13 protein-coding genes are annotated in these 14174 nt (G+C 43.1%); 9 read left to right on the forward strand and 4 right to left on the reverse strand.

What is annotated here, in order from left to right:
- The first annotated feature begins 13 nt into the window (after positions 1-13).
- Positions 14-430, forward strand: a complete 417-nt coding sequence (locus AAYR28_RS01240; RefSeq protein ID WP_120208494.1) for a DUF5301 domain-containing protein — start codon at positions 14-16, stop codon at positions 428-430.
- Between the two features lie 81 nt (positions 431-511).
- Positions 512-1339: an aldo/keto reductase gene (locus AAYR28_RS01245; RefSeq protein ID WP_034283114.1), complete on the forward strand. Its 828-nt coding sequence runs from the start codon at positions 512-514 to the stop codon at positions 1337-1339.
- 51 nt (positions 1340-1390) lie between these two features.
- Here the strand turns inward: AAYR28_RS01245 and AAYR28_RS01250 are convergent, their stop codons facing one another.
- Positions 1391-2473: an iron-containing alcohol dehydrogenase family protein gene (locus AAYR28_RS01250; RefSeq protein WP_034283117.1), complete on the reverse strand. Its 1083-nt coding sequence runs from the start codon at positions 2471-2473 to the stop codon at positions 1391-1393.
- Between the two features lie 197 nt (positions 2474-2670).
- Here AAYR28_RS01250 and AAYR28_RS01255 point away from each other — a divergent pair, with 197 nt between their 5' ends.
- Together AAYR28_RS01255 and AAYR28_RS01260 are read left to right on the forward strand one after the other, a co-directional pair.
- Positions 2671-3639 carry a rhodanese-related sulfurtransferase gene (locus AAYR28_RS01255; RefSeq protein WP_345808910.1) on the forward strand — a complete coding sequence of 323 codons (969 nt, stop codon included), beginning with the start codon at positions 2671-2673 and terminating at the stop codon, positions 3637-3639.
- Between the two features lie 343 nt (positions 3640-3982).
- A complete protein-coding gene (locus AAYR28_RS01260) occupies positions 3983-5602 on the forward strand; it encodes an APC family permease (RefSeq protein WP_034283122.1) in 1620 nt (539 codons plus the stop codon).
- 35 nt (positions 5603-5637) lie between these two features.
- Here the strand turns inward: AAYR28_RS01260 and AAYR28_RS01265 are convergent, their stop codons facing one another.
- Positions 5638-5838, reverse strand: a complete 201-nt coding sequence (locus AAYR28_RS01265; RefSeq protein WP_120208490.1) for a hypothetical protein — start codon at positions 5836-5838, stop codon at positions 5638-5640.
- A 185-nt stretch (positions 5839-6023) separates the two neighbouring features.
- On the opposite strand from AAYR28_RS01265, the gene licT reads away from it, so the two are divergent.
- The 5 genes from licT (at position 6024) to arr (ending at position 11289) form a co-directional block, all read left to right on the forward strand.
- Entirely contained in the window at positions 6024-6860 is an 837-nt protein-coding gene (gene licT / locus AAYR28_RS01270) for a BglG family transcription antiterminator LicT (protein WP_024424409.1), read from the forward strand.
- 235 nt (positions 6861-7095) lie between these two features.
- Positions 7096-8952 (forward strand): beta-glucoside-specific PTS transporter subunit IIABC, encoded by a 1857-nt coding sequence (locus AAYR28_RS01275; RefSeq protein WP_120208487.1) that lies wholly within the window; start codon positions 7096-7098, stop codon positions 8950-8952.
- A 19-nt stretch (positions 8953-8971) separates the two neighbouring features.
- Complete coding sequence (locus AAYR28_RS01280; protein WP_044333462.1) at positions 8972-10393, forward strand: glycoside hydrolase family 1 protein; 1422 nt, start codon at positions 8972-8974, stop codon at positions 10391-10393.
- 155 nt (positions 10394-10548) lie between these two features.
- Entirely contained in the window at positions 10549-10761 is a 213-nt protein-coding gene (locus AAYR28_RS01285) for a hypothetical protein (protein WP_326133447.1), read from the forward strand.
- 111 nt (positions 10762-10872) lie between these two features.
- The gene (arr, locus tag AAYR28_RS01290; protein ID WP_034283133.1) at positions 10873-11289 is read left to right on the forward strand and encodes an NAD(+)--rifampin ADP-ribosyltransferase; all 417 of its coding nucleotides are present in this window, start codon (positions 10873-10875) and stop codon (positions 11287-11289) included.
- A 60-nt stretch (positions 11290-11349) separates the two neighbouring features.
- Here the strand turns inward: arr and AAYR28_RS01295 are convergent, their stop codons facing one another.
- Together AAYR28_RS01295 and AAYR28_RS01300 are read right to left on the reverse strand one after the other, a co-directional pair.
- Complete coding sequence (locus AAYR28_RS01295; RefSeq protein WP_326134891.1) at positions 11350-13269, reverse strand: BglG family transcription antiterminator; 1920 nt, start codon at positions 13267-13269, stop codon at positions 11350-11352.
- A complete protein-coding gene (locus tag AAYR28_RS01300) occupies positions 13266-14150 on the reverse strand; it encodes an ROK family protein (protein WP_098677757.1) in 885 nt (294 codons plus the stop codon). Before AAYR28_RS01300 ends, AAYR28_RS01295 begins: the two co-directional genes overlap by 4 nt.
- Positions 14151-14174: the final 24 nt, after the last annotated feature.

Below are 14174 nucleotides of genomic sequence, written 5' to 3' on the forward strand. Positions count from 1 at the left end.
AGGAGGAGTTAGGTTGAAAAAGTGGATGATTGGTTTAGTCGTCATTATTTTATTAGGAATGGGTATTTATTTTCTAATCAATGCAAAAACATACTCTTTTGATAATGTGGCCTCAATTGATCAAAACAAGGTGACTTCGATTCAAATTGAGCATGATAATGAGCGTGTTATGGTGGAAAAGAAAGCAGATATTCAAAAGTTACTCAAGGAATTTTCGGGTATGAAATTAAAGAAAACGAATGAAACTAAAAAAACTTCAAAAGAGTCTTATTGGATCAGAGTGTATGAGAATGAGAAGGAAACATATGGTCTGACTTTTTACGATCAAACATTTTTAGAAACATATGATTTTTCTAAAACAAAAGATCAAACCAGCGAATATCAAATCGTTGACACCAATCAAGTTGATATAGGAAAATATATCAAATAGCTCAGCCAGAATGTCATGCATGATCAATCGAAAATTCGGGTATAGTGCTTGGTAAGTAAAAAGGAAGCGGAGGTTTGTTTGATGAGTGGATTAACAGATACAGTCACATTAGCAAACGGAGTAAAAATGCCGAAGCTAGGCTTTGGTGTATGGCAGGTAAAAGATGGAGATGAGGCTGTAAATGCAGTCAAAGACGCTCTTGAAGCGGGCTACCGCAGCATTGATACAGCAGCCGCCTATCAAAATGAAGAAGGGGTAGGCAAAGCCATTCAGCAATCAGGTATCTCGCGCGATGATCTATTCATTACGACAAAGGTCTGGAATAATGATCAAGGCTATGAATCAACACTCGAAGCCTTTGAAACAAGTATGAACAAGCTGGGATTAGATGTATTAGATCTTTATTTGATTCACTGGCCAGTTGAAGGCAAATATAAAGAAACATGGAAAGCGCTAGAGAAACTATATAAGGATGGACGCGTTCGAGCGATCGGAGTGTGTAATTTCCATCAGCATCATTTAGAGGATTTATTGGAAGAGGCAGAAGTTGTGCCAATGGTGAATCAAATCGAGCTGCATCCGAAGCTGACGCAGGAGCCTTTACGAGACTACTGCAAATCGAAAGGAATTCATGTAGAGGCGTGGTCGCCATTAGGCAGCGGGAAGCTTCTAAACCATCCTGTTCTCCAGGATATCGCGAAAAAACATGACAAGTCAGTAGCGCAAGTGATTCTTCGCTGGGACTTGCAGCATGGCATTATCACCATTCCAAAATCTGTGACGAAGAGCCGAATCATCGAAAACACACAAGTCTTCGATTTCGAGCTGTCCGCACGTGAGATGGGTGTCATTGATCAGCTCAATGAAGATGAGCGCACGGGTCCAGATCCAGATAACTTTGATTTTTAATCGAAAGAAAAGCACAGGTGCGATGCCTGTGCTTTTTTATTTCCCTCATCTTTAGACAGATTTTTGGGGGTGATAGGTCTCAATGATTTGAATGGCGTCAACAATCTGTTCTTTAGAATAGTCCCCAATTAAACAAAAGGTTTCATCTTTACGTGCCGCATGGTTTGCTACCGTAAGTGCCGCTTCTTCCAGTTGAGTTGTCATACCAAGATCGCGCATATTTCTAGGTAATCCGAGAGTTTGGTAGAGTTCAAGTAATTCCTCAACCTCGGACATTCGGTTTTCTGCGGCAAGCTGGACGAGGATGCCATAAGCTACTTTTTGTCCATGTAACACATGATGCGTTTCTTCAATAAATGTCAATCCATTATGAACGGCATGGGCTCCTGCCATTCTTCCATAGCGTCCCCCATAGCCGCCGACTGTTCCTGCTAACGTAATAATCGTATCTGTCACATCTGCGAATGCTTGTGAAAGCTGACCTGTTTTTAAGCTGTTGACAGCTTCTTCACTATGAGAAAGAAGAATGTCTCGAACATATACCGCCTGCTTTAGTGCTGCATGTACCATGAGCGGCAAGGCGCCTTTTGTGTTACGAATAATCGCTTCTGCTTCATACCATTTTGCCAGCGTATCACCAATTCCGCTTTGAAAGTAGGAAAGAGGAGAGGAAAGCAAAAAAGTATGATCAATTAAGGTGAGGTAGCTGGATCGTTTATGATAATCAACTCTCATGAAGTTTCCTTTGTCATCATAAATGACGCTGAGAGGTGTAGACGCAGCACATGTGCCGGGAATCGTTGGCACCATGATGACTTCGATTTGAAGAACGTCTGCAACTGATTTTGCGGTATCTAAAATCGTTCCGCCCCCGATGCCGATGATCACATCTGACCCGTTAAGCTCTTCTGCGATCTGGGTGACCGCATTAGGTGAACTGTATCCTTTGTGCTGAATGAAAGGCCACTCGGACGGCAGCTTTGTGTATTGTGAAAAAGCTTGGTATGAATCATATCCTGTCACTACAGCAGGTGACTGAAAAGGAGAAACAAGGGATTCAAGTTCATGATAGATTCCTTTTTGAGAAATAAATTGGTTAGGGCCGCTTCTGACAATATCTTCTGGCTGGATCATGGATCATTGCTCCTTTACACATCATATTGTTCATAAATCATCTCATTTTACAGAAAGTTCTGTCAAATAGTCAAATATATGAGAAGAAAGGCCCTTCCGTTTTATGGAATTAAGCCGCCGACATTGCCTTTAGGTATGTATTTCCTGTATGATAAAGAATGGTATGTTTTGATTAAATTTAAGAGGTGTTTATATAGATGGAAAAACAATATCGCGTTTTACTTTACTATCAATATGTCCCCATTGAGGACCCAGAGACGTTTACAGCAGAGCATTTAGCAATCTGTAAGGAGCTTGGTTTGTTAGGCCGTATCCTCGTATCAGCAGAAGGCTTGAACGGAACGGTTTCTGGAACTATTGAGCAAACGGACAAGTACATGCAAGCGTTAAAAGAAGATCCGCGCTTTGCGTCTATGCCGATCAAAATTGACGAAGCAGATGGTCATGCGTTTAAAAAAATGCACGTCCGTCATCGGAATGAACTAGTGAACCTCAGCCTTGAGGATGATGTGAATCCGTTGGAATTAACGGGGAAACATCTTAGCCCGGTTGAATTTTACGAGCAAATGCAATCACCTGATACTGTTGTGATTGATGCGCGTAATGATTACGAGTTTGATGTTGGTCACTTCAGAGGGGCAGTTCGTCCTGATATTGAGACATTCCGTGAATTACCTGAGTGGATTCGTGACAATAAAGAGATTCTTGAAGGCAAAAAAATTCTGACTTATTGCACAGGCGGCGTACGCTGTGAGAAGTTTTCAGGCTGGTTAAAGCGTGAAGGCTTTGAAGATGTCTCTCAGCTCGACGGCGGAATTGTCACTTACGGAAAAGACCCAGAAGTACAAGGGAAGCTATGGGACGGTCAATGCTATGTGTTTGATAATCGCTTAACAGTACCAGTGAATCAAACAGAGCATGTGGTTGTCGGAAAAGATTTCTTCACTGGTGAGCCTTGCGAGCGTTATGTGAACTGTGCGAACCCTGCATGTAACCGTAAGATGATTGCCACTGAAGAGAGTGAGCATAAGTATATGCGCAGCTGCAGTCATGAATGCCGCACAAGTGAACGGAACCTGTATGTGAAACAGCACAATTTATCTGAAGAAGAAGTTCAAGAAAGACTAGCTGTTATTGAAAAAGAACAAGCGATTTCACAAGGATAGAGGGAACCCCCCTTTATCCTTTTTTTCTTTACATGGCGTGGGTTAGAAGGGAGAGGAAGTCATTTCCTCTATCTTTTTTGTTTTGTTTTTTTCAAAATAAGGGTAAAGGTAGTTATTCAGTCTAATAGATTGAACAGGTAAAAAAGCGCTTTCTTTTGAAATAAGCATGTTCGACTATTTCAGAAAATGAAGAATTGAGAGATAATATAACAGGCAAAAAAATGAACAAGGGTAAATGTTTATTAGAAGAAATATTTGCCAGTAAAATGAAAAGTGAGCTGCTTTGAAAGAAAGACGCTTGCTTGACACATGCTCTTTATTTTAATCGAAAGGTGTTATGAACATGAATCATTTGCATCGTAGGATGGGAACTTTCGCTTTAATGATGGTAGGTCTTGGCTCAATCATTGGTTCAGGATGGCTCTTCGGTGCTTGGCGTGCTGCTCAAATCGCCGGTCCTGCTGCTATTTTATCCTGGTTGATTGGGATGGTTGTGATTTTATTTATCGCTTTGTCTTATAGTGAACTCGGATCGATGTTTCCAGAGGCAGGCGGAATGGTGAAATATACGCAATATTCACACGGATCTTTTATTGGGTTTATTGCAGCTTGGGCGAACTGGATCGCCATTGTCTCGGTGATACCAGTGGAGGCGGTTGCTTCCGTCCAGTACATGAGCTCATGGCCTTGGGAGTGGGCAAAGTGGACATCTCATTTGGTTACAAAAGGGGTATTGACGACAGAAGGTCTTATGGTTGCCAGTGTGCTGCTTGTGATTTACTTTCTGCTTAATTATTGGACAGTTGGGTTATTTTCAAAAGCAAATACATTCATTACCGTGTTTAAAATTGTCATTCCAGGATTAACAATTGGTGCGCTCTTATTCGTAGGTTTTCATAGTGAGAATTTTACTTCTGGAACAAGTATTGCCCCTAACGGCTGGGCGAGTGTGCTGACAGCTGTTGCGACATCTGGGATTGTGTTTGCCTTCAATGGCTTCCAAAGCCCGATTAATATGGCCGGTGAGGCAAAAAATCCAGGCCGGTCGATTCCAATTGCCATTGTCGGATCGATTTTCATTGCAACTGTGATTTATGTGCTTTTGCAAGTCGCCTTTATCGGTGCTGTTGATCCATCTATGATTGTGAACGGCTGGGGTCATTTGAATTTCAACTCGCCATTTGCGGACCTTGCCATTGCGCTTGGGATTAACTGGCTTGTTCTGATTTTATATGCGGATGCGTTTGTGTCGCCTTCTGGTACAGGAATTACGTATACCGCAACGACGTCTCGTATGATTTATGGAATGGAAAAAAACAAATACATGCCAAGTGTGCTTGGCCGTCTGCACCCTATTTACGGCGTGCCTCGTCCAGCAATGTTTTTTAACTTAGCCGTATCGTTTATCTTTCTGTTTTTATTTAGAGGCTGGGGTGTACTTGCTGAAATTATCTCGGTCGCTACACTCATTTCTTATCTGACTGGACCAGTGACCGTCATGACGCTGAGAAAGACAGGGACAGATTTATATCGACCGCTCCGAATAAAAGGACTTAGCATCATTGCTCCTCTCGGTTTTGTCTTTGCCTCATTGACACTGTATTGGGCAAGATGGCCGTTAACAGGTCAGGTGCTGTTCATTATTCTCATTGGTCTTCCTATCTATTTTTACTATCAAGCAAAAGCGAAGTGGAAAGGCTTCGGCCGCAACTTTAAGGCGGGTGCTTGGATGGTTGTGTACCTGCTTGTGATGATGACGATTTCCTGTCTTGGCAGTGATAAATTCGGCGGTTATAACATCATTCATTATGGCTGGGACATGGCACTGATTACGGTGGTAGCTCTGCTATTTTATATGTGGGCACTCAAAAGTGGATATGAAACAGAGTTTTTAGAGGATGCGAAAAAAATCAATGATGAGCTGCGTGCTTCTCAGAAGGAAGCTGCAGCAACCAAAGAATAAAGAAACGGCTGCCTGAACACTCGGGGCAGCCGTTTTTATTTGGAGGAAAGGTGCATCACATGCCGTTTCAGCCAAGTGGTGACGCCGCGCAAAACGGCCGCTGTGACAAGTGAAATGAGCACATATCTCCAAAGCTGGCCTAAGCCTTGTCCACTCAGCCAGAATACGATGCCTAGAATGATGAGGGTAAATATGAGCAAGAATAAAAATGATGCAGACCAGAAAAAAGATTTCACAGAAGGTCACCTCCTCAGGAGTATTGTATGCAGGCAATTGAAGGAACAGACCATCTATGAAAGGGTAGAATCATGGTGAAATCTATTGCAAAAGTCAGATAAAAGCACCAAGTGATTTGACAATTGTGTTAAGATGAGAGCATATTTTGAGTAAAGTTGTTGGTCATAGACGGAGGTGTTTGGAAATGCAGATTCAAAAGGTTCTAAACAATAATGTCATTAGTGTCATAGATGAACATGGAAAAGAAATCGTTGTCATGGGCAGAGGCATCGCTTTCCAGCGACGTCCCGGGGACCCGGTGGACGAATCGTTGATTGATAAAGTCTTCCGCCTGGAGGATCATTCCGTTCACGAGCGGATGAAAATGCTGCTTCAAGAGGTTCCGTATGATGTGGTCAAGGTGACCGAGGAAATGATCCAATATGCACATACAAAGCTGAATCGAAGATTAAACGAAAGTCTGCATGTATCGCTGGCAGACCATATTCATTACGCCATCGAACGGCTGAAGAAAAATCATCTGATTGAGAATTCGCTTATTTGGGAGATTAAACGCTTATACAAAGATGAATTTCTTGTGGCAAAGGACTGTCTTGAGATGATTGAAGAGCGTCTTCATATTGAACTGCCTGAGGATGAAGCGGGTTTTATTGCCATGCATATCATTAACGCAGAGCTCAATGAGGATATGAATACGACGGTCAATATCACAAAGGAAGTCAATGCCATTCTCACCATTGTGAAATATCACCTCAACATGGAATTTGATGAGGACTCACTCAACTTCTATCGTTTTCTCACGCATTTGCGCTTTTTCGTCCAGCGTCTGATCAATGAAACACTCCTTGTCAGCGAAGATCAGGACTTATATCAGCTGATCAAAGTGAAATATCCGAAAGCATACGATTGCGCAAAGAAAATCGCAGAATATGTCTATCAAACCTATCACCGGGATCTCACATCAGAGGAGATGCTGTATCTATCAATTCATTTGAATCGACTGATCAAACGAGAAAAATAAAGATAGATTTTAAAAGAAAGCGTTGACATGAGAAAAGGTGAGTGGTACTATTTGCTCATAAACATAAAAGAATACGGTTTCACAATGATCGTCTTAGAGGATTGTGACTGTTCGGCAGGCAAAACCTAAACGTTCACTGAAAAAGCGCAACAGCAAGCTGCGACTATTTTTGGTGCCCGTTTAGGTTTTTATTTTGCCCAAAAACGTATTTTTTTGAAAAAAAGGGGGTTTTTGCATGAGTTATCGTCAATTAGCAGAAGACATTATTAAACACATTGGTACAGAGAAAAACGTCCATTCATTGGTGCATTGCGCCACAAGGCTTCGTTTCACCTTAAATGACAGATCAAAAGCAGATAAAGCGGCCATTGAAAAATTAAATGGCGTCGTTACCGTTATGGAAAGCGGCGGCCAATTTCAAGTGGTCATTGGCAATACCGTACCAGAGGTATATCGAGAAATTGGAGAGTTTACGAATCTATTAGAGGATTCCTCTGCTTCATCTGCAAAATCAGGTGAAGAGAGCACAAGCCTTTTCGGGAAATTCGTCGACATTGTATCGGGGATTTTCACACCACTTCTCGGTGTCATGGCGGGAGCAGGTATTTTAAAAGGTCTCTTAGGCATCTGTATCAACGCGAAATGGTTATCTCCTGAAGATACGTCGTATCAAATTTTATTTGCTGCATCTGACAGCTTGTTCTACTTCCTGCCATTATTGCTCGCATTCACTTCTGCTAGGAAGTTTAAAGCGAATCCGTTTGTCGCTGTGACGATAGCAGGTGCACTGATTTACCCAACCATTCAAGAATTGTCAAAAGGCGGCGGAGATGTGACATTCTTCGGGATTCCAGTCGTCTTAATGTCTTATACATCTACGGTCATCCCAATCATTTTGGCAGTGTTTGTCATGGGGTATATCGAACGTTTCTTTAACAAAGTCATTCATGAAAGTGTCAAAAACTTTATTACTCCACTCATTTTGCTTGTCACGGTTGTTCCGCTGACACTCATCGTATTCGGACCATTTGGTGTGTATGCAGGGAATGGCATTGCAGCTGTTTTGCTGAAAGTCTTCTCCTTTAGTCCTACACTTGCAGGTGCTTTAATTGCGATGGCTTGGCAGATTCTTGTCATCTTCGGTATCCACTGGGGACTTGTGCCAGTGATTTTAAATAATATCGCAGTCCATGGGAAAGATCATATCAAGCCGGCCACTGCGCCAGCTGTATTTTCACAAGCCGGTGCTTCCATCGGTGTTATGCTGAAAACAAAGAATAAAAAACTGAAATCACTGGCTGGATCAACAGCAGTTTCTGCTGTGTTTGGGATCACAGAGCCAGCTGTATACGGGGTCACACTTCGTTTGAAAAAACCATTTATTGCAGCTGTTATCTCTGCTGGGGTCGGCGGTGCGATTATCGGTTATTCACAAAGTATTGCAATTGCGTCAGGCCTTCCAAGTTTACTGACACTGCCGATTTTCTACGGTCAAGGATTTACAGGGTTCATCATCGGTATCTCGGTCTCGTTCGTCCTTTCGATCATCTTAACTTATTTGATTGGATTTAAAGATCCAGTAGATGAAGATGAAACGCCGGCCGCTTCTGCACCGGTAATTGAAAACGAACATGGGGTCAAAGCCGCTCATGTGAAAAGTCCTTTAAAGGGCGAGGTCATCAAGCTGGAGGAAGTGCAGGATAAAGCATTCTCATCTGGTGCATTAGGAAAGGGCGCAGCCATCATTCCATCAGAAGGAAAGCTGTTTGCACCAGTATCAGGAGTCGTGACAACGGTTTTCCCAACAGGCCATGCGTATGGTCTAACTTCTGAAAGCGGAGCAGAAGTACTCATTCACATTGGACTGGATACCGTACAATTAGGTGGAAAGCATTTTACCCCGAAGGTTGTTCAGGGGCAAACCATCACAGAAGGCGAACTGCTTGCTGAGTTTGACATAGAAGCCATCCAAGCAGCCGGCTTGTCCGTCACAACACCAGTGATTATTACCAATTCAGGTGAGTTTAGCGATATCATTGAAACAGAAGAGAAACAAATCACACCAGGGCAATCATTTTTACATCTAGTTTAATCAAGAGGAGGAAGAAATCATGAGATATTCAACACTAGCATCATTTCCAAAAGACTTTTTCTGGGGCGGATCTACTTCCGCCTATCAGGTAGAAGGTGCGTGGAACGAGGATGGCAAGGGGCCTTCTGTCATTGACATGAGAGCAAGTTATCCTGAAGGGACAACGGATTTTAAAGTCGCAAGCGATCACTATCACCGTTATAAAGAGGATGTGAAGATGTTTGCGGAAATGGGCTTGAAGGCTTATCGCTTTTCCATTGCGTGGACACGGATCATTCCAGATGGAGATGGGGAGATCAATCAAAAGGGGATTGAATTCTATCATTCTCTCATCGATGAATTGCGCCGCTATGACATTGAACCAATCGTGACAATGTATCATTTTGATCTGCCTCATGCGCTTCAAGTAAAGGGCGGGTGGTCTAACCGCGGGACAGTGGATGCGTTTGAACGCTATGCAGAGGTGCTATTCAAGGAGTATGGTCAGAAGGTAAACTATTGGCTGACCATTAATGAACAAAACATGATGATCTTACATGGATCAGCGCTCGGTACACTTGATCCAAATTTAGAAAATCCGAAAAAAGAACTGTATCAGCAGAATCATCATATGCTCGTTGCACAGGCAAAAGCCATGACGCTTTGTCATCAAATGCTGCCTGAAGCGAAAATTGGACCAGCGCCAAACATCGCGCTCATTTATCCGGCTTCTCCAAAGCCTGAAGATGTGCTTGCTGCGGCGAATTACAATGCGATCCGAAACTGGCTTTATCTTGATATGGCGGTGTTCGGCCGTTATAACAACCTTGCTTGGGCGTACATGAAAGAAAAAGACATTCTTCCTGTCATCGAAGAGGGAGATATGGATATATTGAAAAGCGCGAAGCCAGACTTCATTGCCTTTAACTACTACACTTCTCAAACGGTTGAAGCGAGTAAAGGAGATGGCAACGACGAATTTGCACGCGGCGGAGATCAGCATTTGAAATCCGGTGAAGATGGCGTCTACAAAGGCGGCAACAACCCATTCTTAAGCAAAAATGCGTTTGGCTGGGAGATTGACCCTGTCGGCTTCCGTTCAACGATGCGCGAGATTTATGACCGCTATCAGCTGCCGCTTATTATCACGGAAAACGGATTGGGTGCTTTCGACAAGTTAGAAGAAGATGGATCAATTCAGGATGATTATCGAATTGATTATTTAGAAAAACATATCGAGCAAATCAAATGGGCGATCACAGACGGCGTCGAGGTATTCGGATACTGCCCGTGGTCAGCCATCGACTTAATCAGCACACACCAAGGATGCTCCAAGCGCTACGGGTTCATCTATGTCAATCGCGACGAATTTGACCTAAAAGACCTCAAAAGAATTCGCAAAAAGAGCTCTTATTGGTATGAAACCTTGATTCAGCAAAATGGAGACAACATCGGGAAGTAAATGATGAAAAAGCCAATCACCTTATGCGGGTGGTTGGCTTTTTTTCTGTTCACTTTATTGGCAAGATCATATTGTTCGAGTTGTTCTAACATGATAGTCTGATGATATATTGTAAAAATTGGATAAAAATCCATTATCAGAAAGGGGTTGTTTATATGATGACGATTTTTTTTATGTTCTTCACATTGTTTTTGATTTTTTATGGTTTGAATTATATAGGACAGAAATTAATTGCGAAGGAATATCCAATGAACCATAGATTGATTGTGATACTGTCAGCTGTGGAAGGTATTCTTGTTTTCGTCATTGTTGGTGTGAATGCGAAATTTCCGTTTTTATTTACAGTACTTATGTCTGTTCACATCTAACTCTCTACTATCATTATACCCCGAATTTAATTAAATTTATAGACTGTTTCTCGCCCATCTCTAGCCGTATACTGTTATACGCAAGTCAAAAACGATAAGGGGTGTGGCTGTATGAATGACAAGCAAAAGGTGTTAGATCCCGGGCCGTTTTTTCATGGGACAAAAGCGGAATTGAAGATTGGAGATCTGCTTGAACCGCTTTATTTATCCAATTATCAGGATAAAAAATCGAACCATATCTATTTCACCGGAACACTAAACGCGGCCAAATGGGGTGCTGAATTAGCTAGGTCTGATGCGAAAGAAAGAATTTATATTGTAGAACCGTTAGGCGATTTTGAAAATGATCCAAATGTGACTGACAAAAGATTTCCCGGCAACCCAACACGTTCTTATCGATCGAAATCTCCGTTGAAAATAGTCGCAGAATTAGGTTCATGGGAAAGACATTCCGATGAAGAAATCAATCATATGCTGAGCTCCTTAAAAAAATTAAGTGAAGAAGGAAAAAATGTCATCTACGATTGATGACGTTTATCTCAATAACACAAAGGCCGCCTCATGAACTGGGCGGCCTTTTGTTTGATCTTATTGAAATAGCGCATCCATCAGCTCATTAAATGTTTTGGCTTGCTTGAGGGAGTGAATGCGGTCTGGATTGTCTAGTAAATCGACGGCCTGTTCAAAGAATTGGTTCATACAGGCAGCGTCATCCTTATGAATCGCTAATAAAAAGACAAGTGAAACTTGGTCGCCCTGCCAGTCAATTGGCTGTTTTAAGTGTGCGATGGCTACAGAGGAGGTGCCTTCATTTGTGATAAGCGGATGCGGCATTGCAATACCGCTGCCAAGATAGGTAGACGACATTTGCTCACGCTCAAACACCGAGGGCCGAAAAGAAGACGATACTAGCTGATGCGCCTCTAAACGGCTGCATAATATATCTAATACCTCATCCTTGCTGCTTAGATCAGCATTCATGAAAGTCAATCGCTTTTGAAAAAACGCCATCAGCTCTTTTGAGGGTGCCCCGTGCCCATTTAATAAATGAATGACTTCATTCACACGTTGTATATCATGATGTTCAAAAAAGGCGCTGACCTGAATGACTGGTTTCCCCTTTGATGTGAGTGGAACGGTTGTGATGATGACGTCACACGGCAAAGAGGTGCTCATGAGATAATCCTGATAGGAATAGAGCTCAACGATGTCAAGCTCGTGCTGAAAGGCTGCCTTCAATTTAATTTCAAGCAGTCTGGCCGTCCCTAGTCCAGACCCGCATACGATAATCGCTTTCTTTTTTTGCGAGGTGTCGAGCTGACTTCTTTCAATTGAAGCAGCGATATGCAGGGCAACATATGCCGCTTCATCTTCATTTGGCGTCCGCACCAGCTGTAAGGCATTCAGCCCGCTGACAGCCAAATCAAACGGGTAAGGATAGGACGTTTTGATCTCATGCAAAAGCGGATTTTGTAATGATACGCCATATTGGATGCGATTTAATAACGGCTTCATATGAAGCATCAAGTCTTGCTGCAGGATGCTGTCATCAGCAAAACGATGGCCGCTTGTTTTTTCAATGTGCTGTAGAAAGACTGTAACCGCCTGTTGAACTTCCGCTGTCGTCTGATGCTGGGCGGCTTCTTTCCACGTTTGGTTCGCCAATAGATGCATGACTAAGTAATCTGTTTCATCCTCTGGTAAGGTCACATAAAAAGTGTCACTCACCTGCTGTATGATTTTTTGTGCAATTCTCATCAAAACGGGTGATCTTTGTGTGCGGACGCTACTGGCGGATATCCGCTGGTTTTTTCGTGTTTGCTGAATCGCAATGGCTAAGTGAATGACTAAATTTTTTAAGGCAATGTCTTTAATGAGCAATGACTCTTGATGCAGGTTCGTCAACACAATAGATCGAATGGTTTCAAGAGATATATCAGGAAAATGGAGCTGCTCCCGCTCGGTGATATGAGAGAGAGCAGGCTCTTCTTCAAGAAGTAAGTCTGCATAGCACGTTCTTTTTTGCAGCTCATCTCCTTCAATCTTTAAGCCAAATCCAGGCTTTGACACAAGGGTCATGCCGTAACGGGCTAACATCTCTCGTCCTTTTTTTAAATCACTGCTGACCGTCATGCGGCTGATAAACAGTTCTTCAGCCAGCTGGTCAATTTTTAAGTAATCTGATTGAAGCAGCAGCTTTCTCATCATAAATCGTACACGCTCTTCTGGCATGACGGGGACAAGAGAGCGGGCAGGAAGCTTTTGCTGATGAAGCCAAAGTAAGAAAGCGTCTTGATCACTCGTTAAAAGAGTATATCCCTTTCCTCGGATCGTTTTAATCATGGCTCCTGCTTCCTTTAAATACTCATTTGCTTCCTTGATTAAATTGCGGATAGAGCGGTCAGATAAGCGAAAAGAGGAAGTGAGCTCCTCCAGCTTCACGAACCCCTTCGTTTCAAAAAGCCGCTGAATCAGCTGATAGGTTCGAGGATCTGCCGTCATCATCATTGCGCGGCTCCTTGCGCCTGCAAGGCATCAGTTCCAAGAGCGATGGCGCCCATTAAACCAGATAATCCATCAAAGGATGGTTTTGTGATAATTTCTTGTAAAGGCTTTGGCAGCTGCAAATAGCCGCGAAGCCGCTTGTCTGTTTCATCAAGAATAAGCGGCAGCATAGCCGGCTGTTTCATCACACCTCCACCTAGAATGATGCGTTCTGGTGAAAGGGTGAGCAGCAGGTTAGCGGTCATTTGCCCGAGATAGTAAGCATGAAGTGACCAAGCAGGATGATCCTCTGGCAGCATGGGTGCCAGTGTATGATAGCGTCCTTCTATGGCAGGTCCAGATGCCAGTCCCTCTAAACAGTCATGATGTATAGGGCAGCAGCCTCCGTAAGTGTCATGAGGATGCCGCTGAACGGTGATATGACCCATTTCTGGATGCAGCAATCCGTGAATCAGGCGATGTTCAATATAGGCACCGCCGCCTATTCCAGTCCCAACAGTAATATAGACCAAGGAGGCAGGCTTTTCTGCTTCAGTTGAAAAACGGGCTTCTCCGAGTGCTGCACAGTTTACATCGGTATCAAGCTTCATCGGGGTTCCGAGGGCTTGTTTTAAGGTAGAGAGGAAAGGGAATTGGCGCCAGGCTGTTTTTGGTGTGTCTAAAATCGTCCCGTAGCTTGGGCTTTGCTCTTTCACATCGACAGGCCCGAATGCCCCAATTCCAATGGCATCGACACGATGCTTTGTAAAGTAATCGATCACTTGCCGGCATGTTTCATCTGGATTCCCTGTTGCAAAGGAAGTCATGTGTTCAATCGTTCCGTCTGTAGTTCCGTAGCCGCAGACAAATTTCGTTCCGCCTGCTTCAATGCCTCCAATTCGCATGATCAATGCCCTCCATTAAAGAGG

The organism is Bacillus safensis (assembly GCF_039619585.1).
In the GTDB taxonomy this organism is placed as follows: domain Bacteria; phylum Bacillota; class Bacilli; order Bacillales; family Bacillaceae; genus Bacillus; species Bacillus safensis.

Excerpts from the sequence above, each read along its gene's own strand:
- AAYR28_RS01295 (WP_326134891.1), bottom strand. The coding sequence starts at position 13,269 with ATGATGATGACGGCAGATCCTCGAACCTATCAGCTGATTCAGCGGCTT.
- AAYR28_RS01255 (WP_345808910.1), top strand. The coding sequence starts at position 2,671 with ATGGAAAAACAATATCGCGTTTTACTTTACTATCAATATGTCCCCATT.
- AAYR28_RS01250 (WP_034283117.1), bottom strand. The coding sequence starts at position 2,473 with ATGATCCAGCCAGAAGATATTGTCAGAAGCGGCCCTAACCAATTTATT.
- AAYR28_RS01275 (WP_120208487.1), top strand. The coding sequence starts at position 7,096 with ATGAGTTATCGTCAATTAGCAGAAGACATTATTAAACACATTGGTACA.
- arr (WP_034283133.1), top strand. The coding sequence starts at position 10,873 with ATGAATGACAAGCAAAAGGTGTTAGATCCCGGGCCGTTTTTTCATGGG.
- AAYR28_RS01300 (WP_098677757.1), bottom strand. The coding sequence starts at position 14,150 with ATGCGAATTGGAGGCATTGAAGCAGGCGGAACGAAATTTGTCTGCGGC.
- AAYR28_RS01280 (WP_044333462.1), top strand. The coding sequence starts at position 8,972 with ATGAGATATTCAACACTAGCATCATTTCCAAAAGACTTTTTCTGGGGC.
- licT (WP_024424409.1), top strand. The coding sequence starts at position 6,024 with ATGCAGATTCAAAAGGTTCTAAACAATAATGTCATTAGTGTCATAGAT.
- AAYR28_RS01260 (WP_034283122.1), top strand. The coding sequence starts at position 3,983 with ATGAATCATTTGCATCGTAGGATGGGAACTTTCGCTTTAATGATGGTA.
- AAYR28_RS01285 (WP_326133447.1), top strand. The coding sequence starts at position 10,549 with ATGATGACGATTTTTTTTATGTTCTTCACATTGTTTTTGATTTTTTAT.
- AAYR28_RS01245 (WP_034283114.1), top strand. The coding sequence starts at position 512 with ATGAGTGGATTAACAGATACAGTCACATTAGCAAACGGAGTAAAAATG.